We start from the raw sequence: 24205 nt of genomic DNA on the forward strand, positions 1-24205 counted from the left end.
AATGAGTCTTACAAAATGAACAGTTGAATTCTAAAAATCTTTTCGTTTTACCATCTTGTAAATGATCCCGATTGGGATCGCCACCCAAAGCGCCAACATTACGGTAGAAATTACCAAACCTAAATTTGTGCCAAAGAATTTCTGAAAAACTGCTCCTGTATATCCCAAAAGTGCAGAAATATCTAGTTTCAATAAGATAAGTACTCGTGAAAGATCCACAGGGTTGAGCATAGTTGCTATTAATGAAAATTTATCTAAGGGATAATTCTCAAAATAAATAAGGGACATTAAAAAAAGACCATCATAAATCACAGCCATAAACAACCACAACAAAATAGCATAACCAAAACCTTTTATTTTATTTTCATTTGCTAATGCAATAATAAAAGCTAATGCGGTAAATATTAATGTTAGAAATGTGCCTGTAATAAGCAGTAATGAAAAATCCCAAATAGCACCACTCTTAAAAATTCCGTAGAAAACAAATGGCAATCCAAGACCAATAATAAGACTCATGGAAAGTGAAAGGGCTACCCCAAAATACTGGCCTAAAAAGATGGAACTACGTTTAACCGGTTGTGCCAGTAGTAGTTCTGTAAATTCTCTGGAACTATAATAATACATCACCCCGAAAATAGTCCCGATCAATGGCACTAGGATAATAATAACGTTCATCAGGGTAATTACAGCTTTGGAAAGGTCGTTATTTAAAAACAAGAGTACCGTCCCTAATAATAAATAAAAAAGGAAATACACATAACTCCAGCGGCTACGCATGAGATCGTAAAAACTATATTTTAATATTTTAAGCATAATTTGAAGTTAAAATGGAGGCAATTGCATGCTCAAAGTCGGGTTGTAGCGTCTTAATTTTTAACTGATCTATAGAGCCTTTAAAATAAATTTTTCCTTCTAGTAGGAATACTATTTCATCAGCTATTTCTTCAACAAAACTCATAATATGTGAGGTTATTAGGATTGTTTTTCCCTTTTCTTTTTCAACTTTGATTAGTTCTTTGAGGCGTAAGTGAGATATTGGGTCTAGACCGGAAGTAGGCTCATCCAAAATCACTAGTGGACTATCAAACATAAAGGTGAGCACCAAATTGACCTTTTGTTTTGTTCCTCCAGAAAGGTTACTTAGCTTTTTGTCTAGAAAGGGCTCTAGCTTAAAAAGTTCAATCAAATGCTGATCATCAGCTTTTTTTTCAGTACGTAGGTCTTTTATCATGTTAATAAGCTCCTTAACCTTCAAATTTCCTGGAAAATTTGCTATTTGAGGTAGGTAATCTATATCATTTCTATATTTCCAATTGTTTTTTACCGGCATCCCATTTAATGCTATACTTCCTGAATTTGGTATTACCATGCCCAAAATGCTTTTAATGAGCGTGGTTTTCCCAGAACCATTCGGCCCCAATACTGCGATAATACCACCTGATTTAATTTCCAGGTTGATACCTTTCAGCACTTCATTTTTATCAAATTTTTTATAAAGCTTATCTATAATTATCATGGCGAATTGGTTTTAATAAAGGATTCTCATCCAATAAATTATCTGGTGTAAAAACGGGAGAAACCTTTTCAGAAAAATCTATGATATCTATAAACAGGCTTCTTAAAAGAATGATCGTTTCTGGGGTACGATTAACGATATATGAAAACAATTTAACAGGACGGTAGGGGATATCTCCAATTCCGTTTTTATCCAGATCATAACCGGTATAATTGCTCCAATAATTTTGGTCGAATTTATTATCGTTAAGTCGGCTGTTATAAGAGACATCAAAAGAATTGTATAGAAAATTATTCTTTTCAAAAACATTAAAGTAACAAGCACCACGAACTTTTACCGCCCATCCATTATTTTTAAAATCATTATGAGTATAGTTCACTCGGTTGGAACCTTCCACATTAATTCCTACCGTGTTTTCTTCAAAAGTGTTATGTGTAATTTCAGAATCGTTTATTTCTTTCAGCAATAATCCAAAGGAAGCGGAACCCCAATTTTTTTTGAAAGTATTGTTTTTCATTATTATAAATTTGGAAAACATCACTGCCACGCCCGCACCATTATTTTCAAAAGTGTTATTTATATAGGTGTCATTGTTTGAAAACATAAAGTGCAAACCATAACGAAGGTTTTCTGAACTATTATTTTCACTGATAGTAATATCATCTGAAAATTCCAGATAAATTCCATCTCTCACCTTTTTAATTTTATTTCCACGAACTTCTATATTCCTACAATACCAAAGCTGAATGCCGTTGCCAGAACTATATTCGTGCACCGCATCCCCAACAATTGTATTGTTTAGAACTTTGCCGTTTTTAGATTTTTCCAGATAGATTCCGAAGAACAATCGCTCCAGTTTTAAATTCTGAAGAAGAAAGTTCTCACTTTTCACAACTCTTACCGCAGCATAATCGGTGGTGTAACTAGTGCCCACATTTACAATAGTCAATCCATCTATAGTGACATTATTAGCTTGGATAGTGATGATTTCTCCTTTGTTTTGACCATCTATTACGGGGTTGTTTTGCCCAATAATTGTGAGTGCTTTGGTGATCTCTATATTAAATTCATAATAGGTTCCTTTTTTTACAAGGATCGTATCGAAATCAACTGCATTTTTTACCGCTTCTGTTAGGGATTTATACGCACAAGATTTACAAACCTTCAAAACATTTCCAAAGATTGAATTGCTTATTAAGAGCATCAAAATGATCGATATATAGGAAAAGTATTTCATTCTGAAATTGCTAATTGGAAATTATTGGATGGTTCTAGTCTGAAAAAAGGGATTTCATATTGATTGTATAGACGATCAAAGAAACTTACCTAACAATTAAGAATTTAGAATTTTCTGATGCCTCTATCCAATGTGGAACTTCTTTTTCAAAATTTAAATGCTGATGCTGGGATATATTATAAACCTCATTTTTTATATGGAATTTAATTTTACCCTCAAGCATAATTAAATAGGCCTCTCTGGGGGAAGTGTGTTCCGGGAATACAGCTCCTTTCTCTAAACTTATGGATAGAATATCTAAATTCTCACTAGTATTAATTTTTTGAACCTTTAATTTATTAAAGGCTTGTTGCTCAATATCTTTTTCTATAGTATACATTACTTTATTATTTTTTTATTTATAGATTCCCAGTTATATAAATCTCCTTTATACTTTTCCCTTGCTTGCTGTGCAGCTTTTTCTGAAATAAATGCTGAAAGATTTGCACCCATAGGGCTGGAAATATTGGGACTAATTAAATACGTGGCAGTTTTAGCATCGATGAAAGTGCCCTGCTTTTCGAAATTATTGATCAGATAGAGTTGATAATCTGTATCCTTATTTTCTTCGGAATAATTTAGCATGCATTCTATGGCATCAAAATTATACGCCTTACCATTTTCGTTTACCAGCTGACTTGCATACTGCCGATCAACTATCGTCATCTGGCAATATTCACAAGCATCACTTCCATAACCTATTGGCTGCTGTTTTACTTCACAAGAAATGAAAATCAATATAATAATTGATGAAAAATAGATAGTTCTCATGAATATTTGTGTTTTTTTGACCATTCATATTTCCCTACAAAAAATGCCATTAATGTTAACAACATCCCTGCAAACATAAGATATGCTCCCAATGCCGGATAAGAATCTACATCAAAATTCAGCATTTTCTGGTGTCCGAAAAGTGGTGGTTTATAACTCATGGGCGAACCGTCTAGATTAGTCATTTTCATGATTGCATTGGGGTCAAGATTGGTTCCATAATCTGTGAGCCACACATTAAAATCGTACATTCCTAAAACCCCTAAAATCGACATTAATAGCAACCAACCTAATAGCAACCAGGCATTCACTTTTCCAAAGAACGCTAAAACCCCTAAAAGAACCCCTAAAGCGGCCATGCCTCCAATAACAAGTGGGAAAACATTAAATTCCCACATTTCTTCTGGTTTAGGTATGGTTTTCATTCCTATATAATGATTTAGACCGTCTATGTTCTGAATATCAAACTCCTGTACTCCTTGAATTCCGGTTATGTATATATCCATCCCCATAGGTTCAGGATACTGCGGTGCACCAAGCATAATATTCCATAAAGGAAATTTGAAAAGTCCCAATAATAGTAAAGAACCCACTATCATTATTAATCCAGCTTTTTTCATGGTTACAATGATTTAATATTGGTATTTATAAAGAAAAAGACGGGAGAGATAAACGAGCTCCCGTCTCTTTAGTAGATACTCCTCCATAAAGAGAAATATCATTCAACTAATTTCAGATTCATTAATCATCACCTAGCGACCAGCTAAGTTCAAGATTAGAAGATTTTGGAGATACTCTAACATAACCTTGCATTTCTTGGTGAAGTGCTGAACAGAAATCTGTACAGTAGAAAGGCCAAACTCCTACTTCCTTAGGTTCCCATACCGTGGTTTTGGTTTGTCCAGGCATAATAAGCAATCCTGAATTATTAGCACCAATCATGGCAAAACCGTGAGGTACATCAAAATCCTGCTCGTGGTTGGTAATGTGGAAATACACCTTATCTCCAACTTTAACCCCTTCAATATTATCTGGAGTAAAGTGACTACGAATCATAGTCATATAAATATGAACTTCATTTCCCTTTCGTTCTACCCTAGCATCTCCGTTAGCGATAGTGGCATATTCATGTTTATTTTCTGCTAGTTTATAAATTTTTTGAGAATTTTCTTTGATAATACTCGCTGGGATTCCGGCAGCATAATGAGGTTCCCCATGGGTTGGGAAATCCAGTAAAAGCTCCATTTTTTCTCCAGTAATATCAAATAATTGTGCAGAATGTTCTAATTCTGGTCCTGTTGGTAAATAACGATCTTTTGTGATTTTATTCATTGAAACTGCATATTTACCAAAGGGATGCGCAGAATTTCCTCCAGGAATCATAACGTGTCCTACAGAATAATAATTTGGTTTACGATCTATCACTTCGAGAGTTTCCAAATCCCATTTTACAAGTTCTGAAGAGATAAAGAATGTGGTATAACCATTTCCTTTACCGTCAAACTCGGTATGAAGAGGACCTAATCCAGCTTGTTTTACTGTACCCCTTAATATTTCTTCGAATTTCAAGATCGGAATTCCATAAGCATCTCCATCAAATTTCTTGTTTTCGATGGCTTTTATCATCTTGGTAAATGAATGTATAGTTAAATCTGCAGAAAGTTTTCCGTTTCCAATAATATATTCACCAGATGGATCTATATCTACACCATGTGGAGATTTAGGAGTTGGAAGTAAGAAAACAGCTCCTGGAACTTCTAAAGGATCTACTACCAACACCTCTTTCATCATAGTAGAAGTAGCGGTATGAGTAAAATCGTCATAAACATTATGAGCATAATTAGCAGGCATCATTTTTCCACCGCCATTATTTACATATTCTTCGATTTTTTTCCAGTTTACGGCTGCAATAAAATCCTTATCATTTTGGGAAGCGTTTACCTCTAGTAAAGAGTTTGCTTCTTCAGTATTATAAGTGGTAAAAAAGAACCAGCCATGTGATTTTCCACGTCCTGGGTGAGAAAGATCGTAATTAAATCCAGGCATCATAAGTTGAAATTTAATGCTCATTTTGCCATCTTCTGGATCTACGCTAATAAAAGAAAGCGCTCCTTTAAACTTGCCTTTATATTCATTAATTGCAATATCCTGTTGCGGTACTGGTACAGAAAATCTTGTGCCGGCAACTACATACTCTGTATTTTCGGTCACAAAAGAAGAACTGTGGTTACCTGCAGAATTTGGAACTTCAATAATTTCAGTAGTTTCAAAAGTTTTTAAATCGATTTTAGCAATCCTTGGAGTGTTATTTCCATTAATAAAAACCCAGCGTCCATCAAGTTTCCCACTGGTTTGTGATATGTCTGGATGATGAGCATCATCCCACGGAATAAAACCATGAGATGTGTTTAGCATAGGTTTAGTTTCTTCAGAATAACCATATCCACTGGTTGGGAATTGTGAAAAAACAGGGATTTCCTTAAACATTCTCCCTGAAGGTAAGCCATAAACAGTTAAGTTACCGCTGTATCCACCAGAAACAAAAGCATAGAACTCATCGTGCTCACCTGGTGCTACGTAGACTTTTTCAGCTGCATTTGAAGCTAAAGCCCCTTTATTTCCATCTTTAGAATCTTTAGTATTGCAACTAAATAACCCCGTTATTAGAAGAAGTAGTATTGATATATTTAATGATGTTTTCATGATATATAAATTTTATTGAATTTTAATTTGTAGGTAAGATTACTTTATCTACTACATGAACGATCCCATTCCCGGCAGGAATACTGGCAATAATTTTTGCACCACCTACATATACGTCATCACCTTCTACTTCCACTGTAATGCTTTGATCACTTGCCTGTCCCAATTTTTTAAATTTTTTGAGGAATTCTATATCATAGTTACCAGGTGTTACATGGTGCTTAAGGATAAATGAAAGTTTCTCTTTGTTTTCGGGTTTCAATAGATCTTCTACAGTACCGTCAGGGAGCTCTTCGAAAGCTGCATTAGTGGGTGCAAAAACCATTAGAGGTCCTGCATTTACAAGTACATTTTCTAATTGAGCTGCTTTTACAGCAGCAACAAGCGTAGTATGGTCTTTACTTCCTATGGCTATATCCAGGACATTTGGTGTAGACTCATCATCCTTAATAAAGGCTTGACCTTGTCTTTCACCTGTTTCTGAAGCGGAGATTTCAGAACTGGTATTTTTATCACTTTCTTTAGCTTCCTGATTATCCTTGCAACCTACAAAGAGTAGAATTAAAGCAAACAAGCTATATAATTGAAAAGTAGTTTTCATAAGAGTGTTTTTCTGATTGATTCTTATTTCAAGGTTCTGAAATATTCTAGAATTTGGCGGGCTTCTTCTTCTGTTAAACCTTGATTTGCCATAGGAGAACCATTATGTTCTATAAGGAGTTGCTTGGCGATTGGATCATCTTGAACCATTTCACCAGGATTTAATATCATATTCATTATCCACTCAGGAGATCTTCTATCCAATATACCTACAGGAGCGGGTCCTATAAACTTTTTATGAGTTTTGTGGCAAGCAAGACATTTGGAATCAAAACCTGCTTTTCCTTTAGCAACCATTCCTTGGTCTATTTCATTAGGAAGTTCCAGATTTTTCACCGGCCCAATTCCTTTGTTGGACATGTCTATGAGATCGGCTTCAGGCATTTTTTCTACCTGCTTTACTTCATCTTTTTTTTCATAGTTTCCCAGTTGAACTTCATCATTCTCTTTTTTATCTTCTTTATCGCCACAACTTATTAGTAGGCTTATTCCGAATAAAAAAATAATTTTAATTAGATTTCTCATAGTGTGAAAGATTGATTATATAAATCAAAAGTATTAGAAATGTAGAAGGCAGAATATGACACTAATCATATTTAGGACTAAAAAGTCTTAAATAAGAAGGAAAGAGATAATGGATTAATTGAAAGAGCAGGTTAATTTTATAAATAAATGATAAATCACTAATTATCTAATTGTATATCCGTTTAGAGTGAAATGACCAATTTCTCTATTTAAAATGGTCGTCGCGTCGCCCTGTTCTTATTTTAGAGTTTCATGCTTACATAAATAAGATGATGATACAAGTTCAGGATGACAAAAACAATCTATAATTAATTCGTGCAAAATTATCTATTGAAAAAAAGCGGGCATTCAATTCTTGAATGTTTAATTCTCTTTTAAATAAGATTCCATATATTGAAATTACCCATGCTTCAAAACTGGACTTTCCATTTTAAGAAATAGAAAAATACCTATAGGTAAACGTTCGAGGAAATATCTATAGATAAAGAATCTTGGTTATTAGTATTAGGGTATTATTAGAAAGGGTAGAAGCATGTCAAGAAGATTTTTAACTGCTTAATCATTCTTTTTATTCTTATCGCTATTAACCATATTCACCACGAGTATAACTAAGGCAACACAAACAACTCCAAAGAAAATAATTAGTGCAGTTCCCATACCCCAGTTAACTAGGGGAATAATAGTTTTTAAAATCATAATTTCAATTATTTAAAGGTTGATTATTTGTAATTGGTTGGCATTCGTAATTAGCGCCAACATTTTCTGTCATCTGTTTTGGAGATACGTAAGGAATTCCAAGACCAAGTCCTCTTAAAATAAATAGTATAGCTATAATACTTAAAAATACGGGGATAGATCTCCTTACATGCTGACGAACTTTTCCAGATAGAAAATTTCCAACCCAGATGGCAGTTGTCATTAATGGGATAGTTCCTATACCAAACAGCAACATATAAAGTGTTCCCTGTAATGCGCTTCCTCCAGCTATGGCACCAAATACAGCCATATAAACCAAGCCACAAGGTAAAAATCCGTTTAAGAATCCTACGGTAAAGAATGTGTCTGGGTTTTTCTTTTTAAGTGCTGTACCTAAATTGTTTTTCACTTTTCCAATCAAACCATAAAGAGGTTTCGAAAAATTATATCTATTAAAGATCTTCGTTGGAAGAAATATAACGACTAACATTAAAACTCCTATAAAAACAGAAAGTTGCTGCTGCATCCCAAAAAGCGAAAGACTTTTTCCAACAAGTCCAAATGCTAATCCTATTATGCTATATGCGAAAAGCCTTCCGAAGTGATATAGAAAGATCTGAAAAAGTTTACGTAAATTATTATCCCTATCTACAGGCAGTAAAAATGCAATAGGGCCGCACATTCCTACACAATGCAAACTTCCTAATAGACCAAATATGAAGGCTGATAATAGCATATTTTAGTGATTGATCTCTTTTTTAAATAAATACTCGGTATTCTTATAAGTCCAGTTGACCATAATATTCCATCGTCCATTAATCATTTTCTCATTAGGAATTATCACCTTATTTGTCTCCAAACCTGTTAGTGGAATTTCAAAATCGAGCACTTTGTTAGAAGGACGATATAAGTGAATAGTACCTTCAATTTCAGTTAGATCAATAGCTTCAGGTAAAACCACAATCCAGTCGCTGTTTTTTTTTACAACGTAAACATTGTTTTGTAATGCCAGCGCATTTTCTTCGGCGTCAATTTCCTCTTGATAGTGTAACTCGGCCTTATAATAGTCCTCAACAACCAGATCCTGGTCATAATCTTTATTTGTTAGCATGGTGACTACAAAGTACATGATGAAGCTAATAAAAGCCACCAATACCAGTACCATCCCTGTTCCCCAGTTCATTTTCATAATCTTTATTTTTTATAAGTTTTACAAGCCCTTATTGAGATTTATTACAAACCACAAACCACAAACTCCTAAAATCTATCTATAACTTCTTGGTCCCAGAAAATTAGTTTTAGTAGTTTCAATTAAAATATCATCACTATAGACTTCAATCTTTATCTTATCTTTTTCGTTTTTGAGGGCACTCTGGTTTATTTCAATAAATAAGGTGCCTTCTGCCATTCCACGTGCAGGAACAGAAAGATCGCTTTTAACCGATACTATGGTTCCTTTATGAGAAACTAGCTCAAAATGTATGTTGTCAAAACCTTTGGAAGTTTTATTTAGCAGTTTATAGGTGTAAACATTGCTAATTATATTTCCTTCTTTGTGCTCATACAGTTGTCCTGGAAGTCTAAAAATATTAGCTTCTATATCGCTTCTTAAGAACAACATTCCCGTTAATAGTGAGACGAGAATAAATAGAACCGCGGTGTAGCCTTTTAGTCGGGGAGTAAATTTGAATTTAGACTTTTTCTCAATGTTCTCTTCACTTGCGAAACGAATTAATCCTTTTGGCAAGTCTACCGCTTCCATGATATCATTACAGGTATCTATACATGCGGTGCAATTCACACATTCCAACTGAGTTCCATTTCTAATATCTATTCCAGTAGGACAAACATTTACACACTGAAAGCAATCTATACAATCCCCTTTCCCACTAGCTTCTCTATCTTCATTTTTTTTGAATTTTGCCCGACCTATATCTTTTTCTCCACGCTTATGATCATAAGCAACAACAATCGATTTGTTGTCTAGTAATACACCCTGTAATCTACCATAAGGGCAGGCAATTATGCATACCTGCTCTCTAAACCATGCAAAAACGAAATAAAATACACCTGTAAAAATCACTAAGGACAGCAAGGTGCTTAGATGTGCTTCTGGACCATCCAATACATAAAGAATCAGTCGGTCACTTCCAATTAAATATGCGAGAAATACATTGGCGATCAAAAAGGAAATCACAAAGAAAATACTCCATTTTATCCCTTTTTTTCTGATCTTCTCTGCATTCCATTCTTGTTTATCTAACCGGATCTGTCTCCCACGATCACCTTCAATCCAGTATTCAATCCTTCTAAAGACCATTTCCATAAAAATGGTTTGCGGACAGATCCATCCGCAGAAAATTCTTCCAAAGGCTACAGTAAATAAGGCGATAAAAATTACGCCTATCAGCATAATAATCACAAACAGGTAGAAATCCTGAGGCCAGAAAGGAAAACTAAATATATTAAACCGTCGTTCTAACACATTGAACATTAGAAACTGATTTCCATTTATCTTTATAAATGGGGCGGCTGTTAGAAAAATAAGTAATAAGTAGCTTACATATTTACGATATTCATAAAGCGGTCCCGAAGGTTTCTTGGGATACACCCAAGAACGCTTCCCTTCTTTGGTTAAGGTGCCAATACTATCCCTAAATCTTTCGTTCTCCTGCTTTTCCAAAGTATTATTCTTAATTTAATTTCTCAATCTTATTATGCCCTGCTCGTGGGGAGAATCTAAAAAGCAAGCCAAGTTTACTATGAACTCTTTTCGCAGTCTCAGTTCATTTAATTTATTCCATCGTCACCTCATTAAAAGTAGAATCTTGCATTTCTACATTTACTTCCTCTACAGGCGCATCTGGATCTACATATAATTCTCCTTCAGGTTCTTTAGGTTCTGCTGGTGTGGTACCTTGAAGACTCAAAACGTAACTAGCTACTTGAGCGATTTCTTCTGGTTTTAAATTAGTTTTCCAAGCGACCATTCCTTTACCAGGACGTCCTCCTTCAGAAATTGTATTAAATACATTCTTGATTCCACCACCAAGTATCCAATATGGATCTGTAAGGTTAGGTCCAATTCCACCTCCGCCATCTACTTTATGGCAAGCCACACAATTAGCAGCAAAAACGCTCTTACCTGCAGAGATATCAGCTTCTCCTGTTAAGAGTTCCACTGAATTTGCAGTAAGTAATCCTTTAGCATTCTTCTTGTATTCTTCTACTGCCTCCTGAGCTTCCGCAACTTCAATTAGATATTCTTCTTTTTGAGTGGTTCCCCCAAATACATGGTAGTTAAGCATGTAGGCAAATGCAATAATAATACTTGCATAAAAGCCGTAAAGCCACCAAGGCGGTAAATTATTATCTAGTTCCCTGATTCCATCATAGTCGTGATCAAGAATTATCTCGCCTTCATTTTCTACAGGTTTTTTATCCAATAAATTTTTATAAGCTTTTCTCCACCAGTCCAGTTTTGCTTGCCTTTTTGACTGTTCTGCAAGATCTAATTGTTCTTTGGCTTCTGCTTTTAAACTTTTATATAATACGTTATCTAATGCTCCTACAGATATTTCTATGGCAATGGCAATAAGTAGCACCATTGCAATTATTAACCAAAGAAATGGATAGACTTCAAACGCATTTTTATCAGTGTTTTCGAGACTTACTTCTGCCATAATAATGGCCAACGCAACAAGGCCAACTACTCGTAATATGGAATAAACTTGTTTCATTATTAATTTTTTTGAAGTGGTTTAGTATTGTCTTGCTCATCTTCTTTTTCCAGTGGAAGATTACTCACATTGTTTATATATTCTTTTTTTGCAGTGATCACCCACCAGAAAAGTGCAACAAAAAAGATGAAGAAAATAAGTAAAGAAATAAGAGGATAGATCCCAACACCTTCTATACTTTCCAATGGACCTTTAACGAATTTAAACATTGCCTTATTTTTTAATTAGTAGTTATTTCCTGTAAGTCTTTTGCTTTAATGTCGGTACCTAAACGTTGTAGGTATGCGATAAGTGCAACGATCTCACGATTGCGCATTTCGGTAAATTCCAGATCATTTTCTGCAGCATATTTTTTATCAGCTTCATAAGTGGAAGCGAAATCTGGATCAGAATACAGATTTTTCTCAATTTTAGTTCCCTGCTTCAGCATCGATTCATCAGCATTGGCAACTTCTTCATCAGAATATGGTACCCCCAACGTTTGCATCGCTCTCATTTTGGTTTGGGTATTGCTCTTATCTAATTCATCTTTAATAATCCATTGGTAAGATGGCATAATTGAACCTGCAGAGGTGCTTTGAGGATCGTACATGTGATTTAAGTGCCAGTTATCGGAGTATTTCTGGCCAATCCTATGTAAATCTGGGCCCGTACGTTTACTTCCCCATAAAAAAGGAAAGTCATAACGGTATTCTCCAGCTTTAGAATATTCTCCATAACGCTCTACTTCGCTTCTAAATGGCCTTACCATTTGTGAATGACAACTAACACATCCTTCGCGTATATAGATATCGCGGCCTTCAAGCTCTAATGGGGTATAAGGTTTAACGCTAGAGATCACCGGCACATAATCATCTACCAATAGAGACGGGATAATTTGTGCTGCTCCTCCAATAAGGATGGCAATAGTTGCAAAAATGGTCAATTTAACAGGCCTTCTTTCCAACCAACTGTGGTAAGCTTCTCCTTTTGTACGCTTACTAGTTACACGAGTAAGAGCTGCTGCTTCTGCTAATTCATCTTCTACTGCGCTACCTTGTCTTGCAGTTTTAATAAGGTTGTACAACATTACGATTGCTCCAACGATATACAGACTGCCTCCAATTGCACGCATCCAGTACATCGGAATAATTTCTGAAACCGTTTCCAAAAAATTTCCGTAGGTCAGGGTTCCATCAGGATTAAATTGTTTCCACATAGAAGCTTGAACAAATCCGGCGACGTACATAGGCAATGCGTACATAATTATCCCCAACGTTCCAATCCAAAAATGGACATTCGCTAATTTAACAGACCATAATTTTGTTTTGAATAGTCTAGGGACCATCCAGTATAACATACCAAAAGTTAAGAATCCATTCCAGGCTAAGGCGCCAACGTGAACGTGTGCTATAATCCAATCGCTGAAATGCGCAATTGCATTTACATTTTTTAGTGAAAGCATAGGGCCTTCAAAAGTGGCCATCCCATAACCAGTGATAGCAACCACCATAAATTTTAAAACAGGATCTACTCTTACTTTATCCCACGCTCCACGTAGGGTAAGTAAACCGTTGATCATCCCTCCCCAAGAAGGGAAAAGTAGCATTATAGAAAAGGCAACCCCAAGGTTTTGTGCCCAATCTGGTAAAGAAGTATATAATAAATGGTGTGGGCCTGCCCAGATATAGATAAAAATAAGCGACCAAAAATGGACTATGGAAAGCCTATAAGAATACACGGGACGGTTCGCAGCTTTAGGTACAAAATAATACATCAATCCAAGAAACGGAGTTGTAAGGAAAAATGCTACTGCGTTGTGTCCATACCACCATTGTACTAAAGCATCCTGTACTCCTGAATACACAGAATAGCTTTTAAAAGCACTAACAGGTATTTCAATATTATTAATTATATGTAGTACGGCTACAGTTACAAAAGTTGCCAAGTAAAACCAAATTGCCACATACAAATGTCGTTGTCGCCTTTTAACCATGGTTCCAATAAGGTTGGCTCCAAATGCAACCCAAACTAAGGTTATCGCAATATCTATAGGCCATTCCAATTCTGCGTATTCCTTAGATGAGGTAAAACCCATAGGAAGTGTAATCGCAGCTGCCACGATAATGGCCTGCCAGCCCCAGAAGTTAAAATTACTTAAGGCATCGCTCCACATCCTAGCTTTTAATAATCGCTGACTAGAATAATATACTCCTGCAAAAATGGCATTTCCCACAAATGCAAATATTACTGCGTTGGTATGTAAGGGTCTTAGTCGACCAAAACTCAACCATGGAATACCATCGGTTATGTTTGGAAACAAAAACATTAGGGCTAATAATAAGCCTACGCTCATCCCAATTAAACCCCAAAACATGGTGGCGATAATAAACTTTTTTACGACCTTATTATCGTAGTAAAACTGCTGTAATTCCATAGTTAGTTGGATTTCTCTTTAGAATCAGATTGATTTTTTTCCTGGTTAGGTTTAACTAGTTCGTCATCAAAAAGCATACGAACAGAAGGGGTGTAAACATCGTCATACTGTCCTTTTTTGACAGAAACGATAAACGCGACGAAGAAAATCAAAGCTACCACCACGCTAATCCCTAGCAACATGTATATAATATTCATAGTTTTTGAATCTTGGCGTAAAAGTATTTGTGAGGAGAAGCAAAAAAAATGACGAAAATCAGCTTTTGGTTGATATAGGTAAAAAATTAAGCAATCACACCTCCAGATAGAGACCTATTACCGCTATCTCTTGCCTCATTTGTTGAAGTTTTCTTAGCTTATAATTAATTCCGTTTTTATAGTACGCGATAGATTTATTAATAATCTTTTCTAAATAGATAACTGCTGCCGCCAATTGATTTGTAAGGGACTTTAGATGCTTTCCAGTTTCTGTCTCAAATTCAATTTTCACATTGTAGATATCACTCTTGAGTCTGTTTACAAATCCCTCCAATATGTCAATTACAACTAAAGACTTGGTTTTAGGATCTGGAGATTGAATTTCTTGATATAAGAGATTTACAATTTCTATTGCTGAAAAGTCCTTTTCAAGGAATAGCTTATAAGTATAATTATGATGTTCCATGTTTTAATGTTTAAGATTCCTTGATAATTTTCTGCTGAATAGATGCGTGGCTACACTAGTAAATGCAACAATACTTATACTGCTTAATGGCATTAAAATAGCAGCAATAACTGGTCTTAAATGTCCTGTGACCGCAAAGGAAAGGCCAATCAAATTGTAAGAAAGTGACAGTAAAAATGCCCATTTAATGATCTTAATCCCATTTTTAGATAGATCTATATAATCTCCCAAATTCTTAAATGCTGATGCATCCAAAATCCCATCGCAAGCAGGGGAGAAGACATTGATATCTTCAGAAATCACGATCCCAACATCACTTTGTGCTAAAGCTCCGGCATCGTTGAGTCCGTCGCCAACCATCATTACTGTTTTGCCGTTTTGCTGAAGTTTTTTAATAAACTCAAGTTTATGTCCTGGTTGCTGATTGAAGAACATTTTAGTATCTCTGGGCAACATTAATTCAAGATTTTCACGCTCACCATCATTATCTCCAGAAAGGATAATAAGGTCTCTTTCGGCTTTTAGAACTTCAAATAATTTTGAAAGCCCCTCTCGGTAGGCATTGCTGAAAGTGAAACAACCTTTATAAATATTGTTACTACTTATATGAACTGAAGTTTTCTCAGGTTTTTTCAACTTAACAGAAGGAGTCGAAACAGATTCAGTTTTTACAAAATCGGCAGATCCAATTTTAAAACTATTATTCATGTAGATTGTTTCGATACCTTTCCCAGTGTGTTCTAGAAATTCATCTGGAGTAACAATATTGTTTTTTTTGAGAAGTTGATAAAGGGATCTACTAAGAGGGTGGTTGGAAGCTCTTAGACTGCCACTTAATATTCCCTCTTCAGCTTTAGTTAGTTCTATACCTTCATAAGAAATACTATTTCGTTTATTGGTAGTGATGGTTCCGGTTTTATCGAAAACGATCGTATCAATTTTTGCCATTTGCTCGATAACCGATACTTCTTTTAAGTAAAATTTCTCCCTTCCAAAAATGCGAAGAAGGTTTCCAAGTGTGAAAGGTGCGGCTAATGCAATGGCGCAAGGGCAAGCAATAATGAGTACTGCTGTAAAAACATTTAAGGCTTTCGATGGGTCATAGATCAACCAGAAAAGGCCAGAAAGTATTGCGATGCTTAATACCGCAATGGTAAAACGTTTGCTTATCTGATTGGTAAGACTTTGAAAGCTACTTAGCTTGTTTTTACTAAAGATTTCATTACTCCAAAGTTGTGTAAGATAACTCTGCTGTACTGCTTTTAAGGCTTCAATTTCTATTATGCCACCTTGCTGCCGACCTCCTGCAAAAAGTTTGTCTCCACTTGTCTTAATAACTGGCTCGGCCTCGCCGGTTACAAAACTATAATCTATAGAAGCTTTCCCCTTAATAAGAACGGCATCCATAGGGAGCAATTCTTCATTCCTAATTAGGATACGATCACCTTTTTTAATTTTGTAAACTTGTACCTGCTCTTCTATTGAATTATTTAAACGAGTGACTGCAATAGGAAAATAGGATTTGTAATCTCTTTCAAAAGAAAGAAAGGAGTAAGTTTTCTGTTGAAAATACCTTCCTAGAAGTAAAAAGAAAACCAATCCACTTAGGCTATCAAAAAAACCGGTGCCCAAATTCAGGATAATTTCAGCAGAACTTCTTAAAAATAAAACAGCGATCCCTAAGGCAATTGGAACATCTATATTTAGAGTTCTGGCTCGTAATCCTTTAAATGCTGAAACAAAATAATCTGAACCCGAATAAAAAACTACAGGTAAGGTAAAACCAAACATAAGCCAACGAAACAAAACTTTAAATTGATCTAGCCAAAACTCCTTGACTTCAAAATATTCAGGAAAAGACAGAAACATGATATTACCAAATGCAAACCCCGCAACTCCTAGTTTGTAAATAAGAGTTCGATCTATTACAGTGGCTTTTTTATTGTAATTCTCTAGCGAAATAGAAGGTTCGTATCCAATTCTATTTAATAAGATCACTAACTCCTTTAAGGAAATGCATTCTGAATTATAATTTACTCGAATAGATTTTTTGGGGAAATCTACCTGAGAGCTTTTGATAGCAGGATTTAATTTATTCAGGTTTTCCAAGATCCAAATACATGAGCTGCAATGAATGCTAGGAATAACGAAAGAAATAACTTGTGTATTGAGATCGTTGAATTCTAATAATTTTTCTACGATATCTGTATTATCCAAATAATCATACTTCCCTTCTAGATTTTTAGGGCTTGTTCCAGGTGATCTCTCGAGATCGTAATAATAGCCAAGATCATTTATATTTAGAATATCAAAGACGGTTTTACACCCCGAACAACAAAATGATTTCTCATCATAATGTATAATTTCATCTATACATTTTTCTCCACAATGATAACAAGTCTCCATATTCTCTATATGTTATAAACGCGAATATTATGGATTTACGGTTTTAAAAAAATGACCCCTATCATATTACATGCTATAAATAGTAATTTTTATAATCTCGTTTAATCTCAGGAAAAATGACTTTCATCATTATTTAACAAGTACTACTGTCTCAACTTTGTGCAGATATAAAATCAGAATTAATATGAAATCTTACAGCGATTTAAAGATGTTAACAGCAGTACTCCTTATAAGCTTCGGAGTAAATGCTCAATCTTACAAACTAAATAATACCAACTCCAATCTTTTGGTAGATGGGACTTCCAACATTCATGACTGGACCATTGAAGCGGAAAATACAAATGGTTTACTTATAGTAAATTTTAATGAGGAAAATCTCGAAAAGATAACCAAGCTAGAATTTAGCGCGGTAGCTGAAAGCTTAGTAAGTGGGAAAAGCGGAATGGATAAGAATACTTATAAAGCTTTAAATACAGATAAATATAAGAACATCACATTCACTTTAAATAAAGTGAATGGTATCGAAAAGATTTCTGAAAGCGATTATAAAGTGAAAACAACCGGAAGTCTTACTATAGCTGGAGTGAAAAAACAAGTTAGTCTTAATTTCAATGTCAAACGTGCAACTGATCAACTTGTTCTCACCGGTCAATACAAACTGAATATGACAGATTTTGGAATCGACCCTCCAACTGCAATGTTCGGCACCATTAAAACAGGTGAAGAAGTACTAATAAAATTTGAATCACACTTTAAAAAATAAACCTAACCTTAAAATTCAATTAAAATGAAAACTATTATTAAATACATCAGTTTAGCACTAATGGTCTTAGTGACCATTCCTACAATTGCTCAGAACCAACGAGATTTCGATAATTACAGAAATCCCGATCAAAGAGGAATTAACCAATTTGAAGCACCAAAAGACAGTGTTTCTACTTTTGATGGACTACATGTAAGAGTTGGTGGTGCATTTGCACTTCAGTTCCAAGAGATAGATCATGAAAATTCTGGAAATTTATCTACCCCTGTATTACAAGATATAGGTGGCAACTTTAACCTGGCAACTGCTAATTTAGATTTTGATGTTGCGCTTTATGATGGCGTACAACTTCATCTAAGAACTTATTTGTCTTCCCAGCACCATAACGAAGCATATGTTAAGGGTGGTTATCTTCAAATAGATAAGTTGGACTTTATAAGTGAAGGTTTTGCTGAAGGTCTTATGAAAAATATGAGAATTAAAATAGGCCATATGGAGGTAAACTACGGTGATACCCACTTTAGAAGATCAGATAACGCCATGGCATTATACAATCCATTTGTAGGAAATTATCTAATGGATAGTTTTACAACCGAGGTTGGAGTTGAAGTTTATTATTTCAATAAAAGCTTTTTTGCAATGGTAGGTGCTACAAATGGTAAATTAAATCAATATGTCACCAATCCAGAAGTTACTAGCCCATCTTTAGTGGCTAAGCTAGGATATGACGATTATGTAACAGAAGATTTGAGGTTTAGATTAACAGGTTCTGTTTATCATACTGCTCAAACAGCTAGTGCTTACCTATACAGTGGTGACCGTGCCGGATCTCGTTACTATGATGTGTTTACAGATGTAGATGGTGCGGGAGATGGTTTTAGAGCTGGTAGAATTAATCCAGGTCTAAGAAACGAATTGACTTCTTTTATGATTAATCCATTCTTAAAGTATGGTGGTCTTGAGTTCTTTGGAGTTTTTGAAAGAGCTTCTGGAAAAGCTGCAAACGAATCTGATGAAAGAGTTTGGAATCAATACGCTGGAGAACTTCTTTATAGATTCGGTACAGATGAAAAGTTATATGTTGGTGGTCGTTATAATCTTGTAGATGGAGAATTGGCTAGTGGAGAAGATGTAAGTATAGACCGTTTTAATCTTGGTGCAGGTTGGTTTATGACCAAAAATATCTTAGCTAAATTAGAGTATGTAAATCAGAATTATAATGACTACCCTGTAACGGATATTCATAATGATGGTAAATTTAACGGAATTGTTTTTGAAGCGGTAATTAGCTTCTAATCTTAGAATGACATTTTCGGGTAGAGTTACTTAATCCATAAATTTTAAGTAATTCTACCCGAAATTTTTTCTGAAAATCTCAAATCTTTTTATCATGAAACGATTGATATTATACATGCTTTTTTTGCTTTCTGTAATCACCGTGAAAGCTCAAGAAAATTTTAAGAAGGTGCATATTGAAATTCACCCAGAGAGTGAATTGATAATAGCAGGTAGTACAAATGTAAATAAATTTGATTGCCGTTTTAACAACGATTTTATTAGTAAAACTATGACTTTAAGCTATGCTCAGCGGGATGAGCAACTTATTTTCAACAATTTTAAACTCAAATTTCTTACAGTAGGTTTCGACTGTGGAAATAAAAGAATGAATTCAGATTTTCAAGATTTGTTGGTTGCAGATCACTTTTCAGAAATTGTGATAAGGGTAGATAAAATGGAGCTTGTTTCAGCAGAATATCTTAAAGCCTTTATTACAGTTCAGATCGCGGGTGAGGAGAATACCTACGAATTACCAGTTCAAACTAGAGATGATCGATTTATTGGAAAGTTTAAAATTAATATTCGTGATTTTAATCTTGAACCACCTAAAAAAGCGCTCGGTTTAATAGAGGTAGATGAAATGATCGAAGTTGAATTTAATTTGAAAATTTCTCGTTAGTGTAAACCTGCAATTTTATAAAATTCTTTCGCTTAAAATTTAAGTTATAAAACAATAAAAATCATGAAAAGTCTGAATGTAGTATCAGTACAAGAAGCAGTGAAAACAGTAAAATCTAATCAAAGGGTTTTTGTTCAAGGTGCAGCTATGACCCCAAATTTTTTGATAGATACCCTTTGTGATAGATATAATGAGTTAAAAAATATTGAGATCTTACACATGCATACAGAAGGTGAAGCCCTGTATACTAAAGAGCCTTACACTAAGACTTTTAAGACAAACTCCTGTTTTGTAGGAAGCAATGTGCGGGGAGCAGTGAACTCTCATTTTGGATCATATATTCCTATTTTTTTAAGTGAGATCCATTTACTTTTTAAAAGGAATATCCTAGAATTAGATGTTGCATTTATTCAGGTATCACCACCAGATGCCCATGGATACTGTTCTTTAGGAGTTTCAGTAGATATTACTTTAGCGGCAATCCAATCGGCGAAAAAAGTAGTTGCCCAGGTGAATCGACAAGTGCCAAGAACTCATGGGGATGGAATAATCCATATAAGTGAAATTGATATAGCAGTAGAAGTTGATCAACCTATTCATACCTCCCATATTTTGGTTACTTCTGAAACCGAATTGAAAATTGGAAAATATGTAGCAGAATTAGTGGATGATGGTGCTACTTTACAAATGGGAATAGGAGGAATTCCTAATGTAGTACTAAACAATCTCACCAACCACAAAAGATTGGGTATTCATACAGAAATGTTTTCAGACGGAATACTTCCTTTACTTGAAAAAGGAGTGATAACAGGAGAAGAAAAAGTTATAAAACCAGGTAAATTGGTTACTTGTTTTGCTATAGGATCTCAAAAACTTTATGACTTTATAGACGATAATCCTATAGTGCATTTTAAAGAAGCTTCCTATACAAATGATACTGCTATTATAAGAAAGAACCCGAAAGTTACCGCAATAAACTCGGCGATAGAAATAGACCTTACTGGACAGGTTTGTGCAGATACAATCGGTAAATATCAATTTTCTGGTGTTGGAGGACAAATGGATTTTATGCGTGGTGCATCCTTATCTGAAGGTGGGAAAGCGATCATCGCATTGCCATCTATTACTAATAAAGGATTCAGTAAAATTGTTCCCTACCTTAAAGAAGGAGCAGGAGTTACCACTACAAGGGCTCATGTACATTATATTGTCACAGAATATGGCGTAGTAGATCTCTTCGGAAAAAATTTAAAGCAAAGGGCTAAAGCTTTAATAAGCATTGCTCATCCAAGTTATAGAGAAGAACTTGAAAAGATCTCTTTTGAAGTGCTGAAATAGTTAGAATCAATATTATATTATTTTTAATAAGCTGAACTTTCTTTAACCGGAATGATTCAGCTTTATTTTTAGTCCAAACTGATCTCTGTCATATTTCTTCAGTCATGTAATTTTTAAATTTGGGTATAATTTAAAAACTTAAGAACATGACAATTTATAACAAACAATTATCAGAATTTAAAAGAGATTTTTTTGCAGGTGCAACAACGGGAATTCTTGTTTCCAGTTGTTTAGGTTCCATCGCAGCTATGCTTATTTTAATAAATGGGCATACTGCAATAGACATGATCCAGTTAGGACTTGTTGTAGTTGCTTGTATGTGGTATAATGCTTCAGTTTTGGCACAATTAAAAGCTAGATTCGTTTTTAACTCATTAATTGTAAGTATTGTGCTAAGTATTTCTTTTATTCTTATCAAATTACTTTAATACATGAAAGAGGATCTAAAGAATCGTGAAGATGTAAATAAATTGGTATTACGCTTTTATACTAAAGTCCGAAAGAATGATGAAATAGGTTATTTTTTTGATAATATTAAAAATTGGGATGAGCATTTTGAAAGGCTAACAGATTTTTGGGAAACCAATCTTTTTTATACTGGTAGTTTTAATGGTAACCCGGCAATAGCACATGCTAAGGTAGATCAGGATCATAATAATAGTATTAAAGAGTATCATTTTGGGATTTGGATGAACTTATGGTTCCAAACTATAGATGAACTTTTTGAAGGAAAAATGGCGCAGCGACTTAAAGATAATGCCAGGAAAATGTCTACACACTTGTTTCTTAGAATCTACCAAAACAGGCCTTCTTAAATTCTATAATCTTATATTTAATTTACTTTCTTGATGAGTTTATAATTAAATTTATAAACTTTCCTTAGTATTAGTGCAGAATTAAAATGGGTATCTTATTGCTAATCTTAGAAAACAATCCATAACGGCTATTTAAAAGCTTATCTGAAATACTCAGATTCTTTTCTAGAATAACTATTTGATCATATTTATCCTGAATCTCCATTAGAAAATCAGAGTTGAAAAACGCATTTTTATTTAAAAATCGTAAATCGATATTTTCTTTAGAATCATTTTCCCATAGTTCCTGAATCATTTTTTTCTTCAAACAATAATTCTCATTTTCATTAACATTTACTATAGTTAAATTTTCACTTTTCACATAATTGCGATCTCTTAATACATGAAAGGATTTTCTTTCTGAAAGCACAGAATAATCTATGGGCAAGATTATTCGTTTAGGAAGAACATATGTAACTTTATCTGGAACGGCTAAAATATTACATTTTATTTTTTGAATTATTTCATAAGCATGGTTTCCAAGTAGAGGGTGTCTGTGCTCTTGTTCACTTGCTGCACCAATGAATATAAGATCTATTTTTTTTTCTTCAACACATCGTCTAACAGCTGTAATTAAATTATCTAGCGACAGGTTGAGATGAAATTTATGTTTAGGGTTTGTACTGTAGTTTTTTAAATTATCTATTGCCTCATGCATTTTTTTAGAGATAGAAAGCATTTTCTTGCCCAGCTCTTCACTAGACTCCTCATTGAAATTAATATCCTGAATATTAAGTAGTGAAATTGTTGAGGGCGTTTCTCTAAGAAAATCTAATGCATACCTACTGGTATTCTCCGATACATCTGAAAAATCTGTCAGAATTAAGATATTCATTCGTGTTGGTTCTAATTAATTTATTCAAAATTAGAACAAGTGCTCACGCTTAAAAATGATTAAAATCAGTTACAGGCTTATTTAATTAAAAGGCCATTAATCTATATTTCTCAAAGCTTGGGAGTTGAGGATTTTAATGTTTCTTCCCTCAATTTCTATGAAGCCCTCTTTTTTAAATTCAGATAATGTTCTTATCAAACTTTCTGCGGCCATTCCGGCAACGCTAGCAAGATCTGAACGGGAAATCCGAATAGATTGTAGGGGGTGTTTTTCTATTTTTTCAGCAAAAAGCAAGATGGTATTTGCTGTTTTTTTTCTAACAGAACCATATGCCATATTCATTAATTGTTTTTTTAGTCCTACTAGATTATTATTCAAGATCTCCAGCAATTTTATACTTATATGTGGATTATGAATCAATATCGAGTACAAATCCTCACGTGATATGGCATAAAGCTCGGTATTTTCCATTGCCGTAGCATAATCTGAGTTTGAAGCTTGAGGATCTTCACTTGCATCTCCCAAGAAATCTCCAGATTTATAGAGATAAGTAATAAGTTCTTTCCCTTTATCATCATTATGGTGCGTTTTTACAACTCCACTTTTTACAAGATAAAAGAAATTAGACTGTTTGTCTTTTTCGTAGATATATTCTCCCTTTTTAAAACTTAATATTGGATTAGACTCGAAGTGTTCTCTGAGTTCGGAAATATTTTTCAATTTCCCCGTATCCTCGTTAGAACTTTGTTCTTTTTGAAAAGAATTTAAAATTGCAACTTTCGCTATTCTGCTTTCTATCGCACTTAGTAAATCTAACTCTTCAAATGGTTTAGTAAGATAATCATCGGCTCCAAGATCCATTCCTCGCCTAATATCTTTATGTTCTGTTTTAGCTGAAAGAAATATAAATGGGATATTGGCTGTTTTAGGATTCTCACTAAGTACCTGAAGCACGCCATAACCGTCCATTTCCGGCATCATTATATCACAAATAATAATATCTGGTAGCTCTGCTTGTGCTTTAATACAACCCTGTTTTCCATCGTTGGAGGTGATAACTTTATACTCTGAAAGCTCAAGTAGTTCTGCCGTATTTTCACGTACAGTAACATCGTCTTCTATCAGTAATATTTTTTTCATTTAGTT

The 24205-nt window shown here is 34.4% G+C and carries 27 protein-coding genes; 6 read left to right on the plus strand and 21 right to left on the minus strand.

Annotation, left to right across the window (positions count from 1 at the left end):
* Positions 1–30 precede the first annotated feature (30 nt).
* The 19 genes from I130_RS12680 to I130_RS12765 all read right to left on the minus strand — a co-directional run bounded on the left by I130_RS12680 (position 31) and on the right by I130_RS12765 (position 17312).
* A complete protein-coding gene (locus tag I130_RS12680) occupies positions 31–813 on the minus strand; it encodes an ABC transporter permease (RefSeq protein ID WP_034923798.1) in 783 nt (260 codons plus the stop codon).
* The gene (locus tag I130_RS12685; RefSeq protein WP_034923801.1) at positions 806–1516 is read right to left on the minus strand and encodes an ABC transporter ATP-binding protein; all 711 of its coding nucleotides are present in this window, start codon (positions 1514–1516) and stop codon (positions 806–808) included. The genes I130_RS12680 and I130_RS12685 overlap by 8 nt, the downstream gene beginning before the upstream one ends.
* The gene (locus I130_RS12690) at positions 1500–2753 is read right to left on the minus strand and encodes a nitrous oxide reductase family maturation protein NosD (protein WP_051119715.1); all 1254 of its coding nucleotides are present in this window, start codon (positions 2751–2753) and stop codon (positions 1500–1502) included. The genes I130_RS12685 and I130_RS12690 overlap by 17 nt, the downstream gene beginning before the upstream one ends.
* Positions 2754–2838: 85 nt before the next feature.
* Complete coding sequence (locus tag I130_RS12695; protein ID WP_051119716.1) at positions 2839–3132, minus strand: cupin domain-containing protein; 294 nt, start codon at positions 3130–3132, stop codon at positions 2839–2841.
* On the minus strand, positions 3132–3563 hold the full coding sequence (locus tag I130_RS12700) for a nitrous oxide reductase accessory protein NosL (RefSeq protein WP_034924184.1): 432 nt from the start codon (positions 3561–3563) through the stop codon (positions 3132–3134). Before I130_RS12700 ends, I130_RS12695 begins: the two co-directional genes overlap by 1 nt.
* Positions 3560–4183, minus strand: coding sequence for a hypothetical protein (locus I130_RS12705; protein ID WP_034923806.1), 624 nt, complete (start codon positions 4181–4183; stop codon positions 3560–3562). The genes I130_RS12700 and I130_RS12705 overlap by 4 nt, the downstream gene beginning before the upstream one ends.
* A 121-nt stretch (positions 4184–4304) precedes the next feature.
* On the minus strand, positions 4305–6266 hold the full coding sequence (nosZ, locus tag I130_RS12710) for a Sec-dependent nitrous-oxide reductase (RefSeq protein ID WP_034923809.1): 1962 nt from the start codon (positions 6264–6266) through the stop codon (positions 4305–4307).
* A gap of 22 nt (positions 6267–6288) precedes the next feature.
* Complete coding sequence (locus tag I130_RS12715; protein ID WP_034923812.1) at positions 6289–6867, minus strand: fasciclin domain-containing protein; 579 nt, start codon at positions 6865–6867, stop codon at positions 6289–6291.
* Positions 6868–6890: 23 nt separating this feature from the next.
* The gene (locus I130_RS12720; RefSeq protein WP_034923816.1) at positions 6891–7391 is read right to left on the minus strand and encodes a c-type cytochrome; all 501 of its coding nucleotides are present in this window, start codon (positions 7389–7391) and stop codon (positions 6891–6893) included.
* Between the two features lie 555 nt (positions 7392–7946).
* Positions 7947–8087, minus strand: coding sequence for a hypothetical protein (locus tag I130_RS16715; RefSeq protein WP_198012055.1), 141 nt, complete (start codon positions 8085–8087; stop codon positions 7947–7949).
* A gap of 4 nt (positions 8088–8091) precedes the next feature.
* Positions 8092–8823, minus strand: a complete 732-nt coding sequence (locus I130_RS12725; RefSeq protein ID WP_034923819.1) for a sulfite exporter TauE/SafE family protein — start codon at positions 8821–8823, stop codon at positions 8092–8094.
* Between the two features lie 3 nt (positions 8824–8826).
* Positions 8827–9276: a FixH family protein gene (locus I130_RS12730; RefSeq protein ID WP_034923822.1), complete on the minus strand. Its 450-nt coding sequence runs from the start codon at positions 9274–9276 to the stop codon at positions 8827–8829.
* Between the two features lie 75 nt (positions 9277–9351).
* A complete protein-coding gene (ccoG, locus tag I130_RS12735) occupies positions 9352–10770 on the minus strand; it encodes a cytochrome c oxidase accessory protein CcoG (protein WP_034923825.1) in 1419 nt (472 codons plus the stop codon).
* 112 nt (positions 10771–10882) lie between these two features.
* The gene (locus I130_RS12740) at positions 10883–11827 is read right to left on the minus strand and encodes a cbb3-type cytochrome c oxidase N-terminal domain-containing protein (RefSeq protein WP_034923829.1); all 945 of its coding nucleotides are present in this window, start codon (positions 11825–11827) and stop codon (positions 10883–10885) included.
* 2 nt (positions 11828–11829) lie between these two features.
* The gene (locus tag I130_RS12745) at positions 11830–12036 is read right to left on the minus strand and encodes a cytochrome c oxidase subunit IV (RefSeq protein WP_034923832.1); all 207 of its coding nucleotides are present in this window, start codon (positions 12034–12036) and stop codon (positions 11830–11832) included.
* Between the two features lie 11 nt (positions 12037–12047).
* Complete coding sequence (gene ccoN / locus I130_RS12750; protein ID WP_034923835.1) at positions 12048–14243, minus strand: cytochrome-c oxidase, cbb3-type subunit I; 2196 nt, start codon at positions 14241–14243, stop codon at positions 12048–12050.
* A 2-nt stretch (positions 14244–14245) separates the two neighbouring features.
* Complete coding sequence (gene ccoS, locus I130_RS12755) at positions 14246–14440, minus strand: cbb3-type cytochrome oxidase assembly protein CcoS (protein WP_034923837.1); 195 nt, start codon at positions 14438–14440, stop codon at positions 14246–14248.
* A 94-nt stretch (positions 14441–14534) separates the two neighbouring features.
* Complete coding sequence (locus tag I130_RS12760) at positions 14535–14906, minus strand: hypothetical protein (protein WP_034923840.1); 372 nt, start codon at positions 14904–14906, stop codon at positions 14535–14537.
* 3 nt (positions 14907–14909) lie between these two features.
* Entirely contained in the window at positions 14910–17312 is a 2403-nt protein-coding gene (locus I130_RS12765) for a heavy metal translocating P-type ATPase (RefSeq protein ID WP_034923843.1), read from the minus strand.
* Positions 17313–17496: 184 nt separating this feature from the next.
* On the opposite strand from I130_RS12765, the gene I130_RS12770 reads away from it, so the two are divergent.
* The 6 genes from I130_RS12770 to I130_RS12795 all read left to right on the plus strand — a co-directional run bounded on the left by I130_RS12770 (position 17497) and on the right by I130_RS12795 (position 22185).
* Positions 17497–18075, plus strand: a complete 579-nt coding sequence (locus I130_RS12770) for a YceI family protein (protein WP_034923846.1) — start codon at positions 17497–17499, stop codon at positions 18073–18075.
* 24 nt (positions 18076–18099) lie between these two features.
* Positions 18100–19371, plus strand: coding sequence for a hypothetical protein (locus I130_RS12775; protein WP_034923850.1), 1272 nt, complete (start codon positions 18100–18102; stop codon positions 19369–19371).
* Between the two features lie 94 nt (positions 19372–19465).
* On the plus strand, positions 19466–20032 hold the full coding sequence (locus I130_RS12780; RefSeq protein WP_157480581.1) for a YceI family protein: 567 nt from the start codon (positions 19466–19468) through the stop codon (positions 20030–20032).
* 63 nt (positions 20033–20095) lie between these two features.
* Complete coding sequence (locus tag I130_RS12785) at positions 20096–21370, plus strand: acetyl-CoA hydrolase/transferase family protein (RefSeq protein ID WP_034923856.1); 1275 nt, start codon at positions 20096–20098, stop codon at positions 21368–21370.
* A 146-nt stretch (positions 21371–21516) separates the two neighbouring features.
* A complete protein-coding gene (locus tag I130_RS12790; RefSeq protein WP_034923859.1) occupies positions 21517–21798 on the plus strand; it encodes a hypothetical protein in 282 nt (93 codons plus the stop codon).
* A 3-nt stretch (positions 21799–21801) separates the two neighbouring features.
* Positions 21802–22185 carry a group III truncated hemoglobin gene (locus I130_RS12795; protein ID WP_034923862.1) on the plus strand — a complete coding sequence of 128 codons (384 nt, stop codon included), beginning with the start codon at positions 21802–21804 and terminating at the stop codon, positions 22183–22185.
* 70 nt (positions 22186–22255) lie between these two features.
* On the opposite strand, the gene I130_RS12800 is transcribed toward I130_RS12795, so the two are convergent.
* The gene (locus tag I130_RS12800; protein WP_034923865.1) at positions 22256–23059 is read right to left on the minus strand and encodes a universal stress protein; all 804 of its coding nucleotides are present in this window, start codon (positions 23057–23059) and stop codon (positions 22256–22258) included.
* Positions 23060–23155: 96 nt separating this feature from the next.
* On the minus strand, positions 23156–24199 hold the full coding sequence (locus tag I130_RS12805) for a response regulator (protein ID WP_034923867.1): 1044 nt from the start codon (positions 24197–24199) through the stop codon (positions 23156–23158).
* Positions 24200–24205 lie beyond the last annotated feature (6 nt).

It is taken from the genome of Gillisia sp. CAL575 (assembly GCF_000403785.1).
Lineage (GTDB): Bacteria > Bacteroidota > Bacteroidia > Flavobacteriales > Flavobacteriaceae > Gillisia.

Coding starts and splice junctions, on each gene's coding strand:
- I130_RS12760 (WP_034923840.1), bottom strand. CDS start 14,906: ATGGAACATCATAATTATACTTATAAGCTATTCCTTGAAAAGGACTTT.
- I130_RS12785 (WP_034923856.1), top strand. CDS start 20,096: ATGAAAAGTCTGAATGTAGTATCAGTACAAGAAGCAGTGAAAACAGTA.
- I130_RS12780 (WP_157480581.1), top strand. CDS start 19,466: ATGAAACGATTGATATTATACATGCTTTTTTTGCTTTCTGTAATCACC.
- I130_RS12680 (WP_034923798.1), bottom strand. CDS start 813: ATGCTTAAAATATTAAAATATAGTTTTTACGATCTCATGCGTAGCCGC.
- I130_RS12725 (WP_034923819.1), bottom strand. CDS start 8,823: ATGCTATTATCAGCCTTCATATTTGGTCTATTAGGAAGTTTGCATTGT.
- I130_RS12730 (WP_034923822.1), bottom strand. CDS start 9,276: ATGAAAATGAACTGGGGAACAGGGATGGTACTGGTATTGGTGGCTTTT.
- I130_RS12775 (WP_034923850.1), top strand. CDS start 18,100: ATGAAAACTATTATTAAATACATCAGTTTAGCACTAATGGTCTTAGTG.
- I130_RS12790 (WP_034923859.1), top strand. CDS start 21,517: ATGACAATTTATAACAAACAATTATCAGAATTTAAAAGAGATTTTTTT.
- I130_RS12800 (WP_034923865.1), bottom strand. CDS start 23,059: ATGAATATCTTAATTCTGACAGATTTTTCAGATGTATCGGAGAATACC.
- I130_RS12770 (WP_034923846.1), top strand. CDS start 17,497: ATGAAATCTTACAGCGATTTAAAGATGTTAACAGCAGTACTCCTTATA.
- I130_RS12700 (WP_034924184.1), bottom strand. CDS start 3,563: ATGAGAACTATCTATTTTTCATCAATTATTATATTGATTTTCATTTCT.
- I130_RS12795 (WP_034923862.1), top strand. CDS start 21,802: ATGAAAGAGGATCTAAAGAATCGTGAAGATGTAAATAAATTGGTATTA.
- ccoS (WP_034923837.1), bottom strand. CDS start 14,440: ATGAATATTATATACATGTTGCTAGGGATTAGCGTGGTGGTAGCTTTG.
- I130_RS12715 (WP_034923812.1), bottom strand. CDS start 6,867: ATGAAAACTACTTTTCAATTATATAGCTTGTTTGCTTTAATTCTACTC.
- ccoN (WP_034923835.1), bottom strand. CDS start 14,243: ATGGAATTACAGCAGTTTTACTACGATAATAAGGTCGTAAAAAAGTTT.
- I130_RS12685 (WP_034923801.1), bottom strand. CDS start 1,516: ATGATAATTATAGATAAGCTTTATAAAAAATTTGATAAAAATGAAGTG.
- I130_RS12720 (WP_034923816.1), bottom strand. CDS start 7,391: ATGAGAAATCTAATTAAAATTATTTTTTTATTCGGAATAAGCCTACTA.
- I130_RS12740 (WP_034923829.1), bottom strand. CDS start 11,827: ATGAAACAAGTTTATTCCATATTACGAGTAGTTGGCCTTGTTGCGTTG.
- I130_RS12695 (WP_051119716.1), bottom strand. CDS start 3,132: ATGTATACTATAGAAAAAGATATTGAGCAACAAGCCTTTAATAAATTA.
- I130_RS12690 (WP_051119715.1), bottom strand. CDS start 2,753: ATGAAATACTTTTCCTATATATCGATCATTTTGATGCTCTTAATAAGC.
- I130_RS16715 (WP_198012055.1), bottom strand. CDS start 8,087: ATGATTTTAAAAACTATTATTCCCCTAGTTAACTGGGGTATGGGAACT.
- I130_RS12765 (WP_034923843.1), bottom strand. CDS start 17,312: ATGGAGACTTGTTATCATTGTGGAGAAAAATGTATAGATGAAATTATA.
- I130_RS12805 (WP_034923867.1), bottom strand. CDS start 24,199: ATGAAAAAAATATTACTGATAGAAGACGATGTTACTGTACGTGAAAAT.
- I130_RS12705 (WP_034923806.1), bottom strand. CDS start 4,183: ATGAAAAAAGCTGGATTAATAATGATAGTGGGTTCTTTACTATTATTG.
- I130_RS12745 (WP_034923832.1), bottom strand. CDS start 12,036: ATGTTTAAATTCGTTAAAGGTCCATTGGAAAGTATAGAAGGTGTTGGG.
- nosZ (WP_034923809.1), bottom strand. CDS start 6,266: ATGAAAACATCATTAAATATATCAATACTACTTCTTCTAATAACGGGG.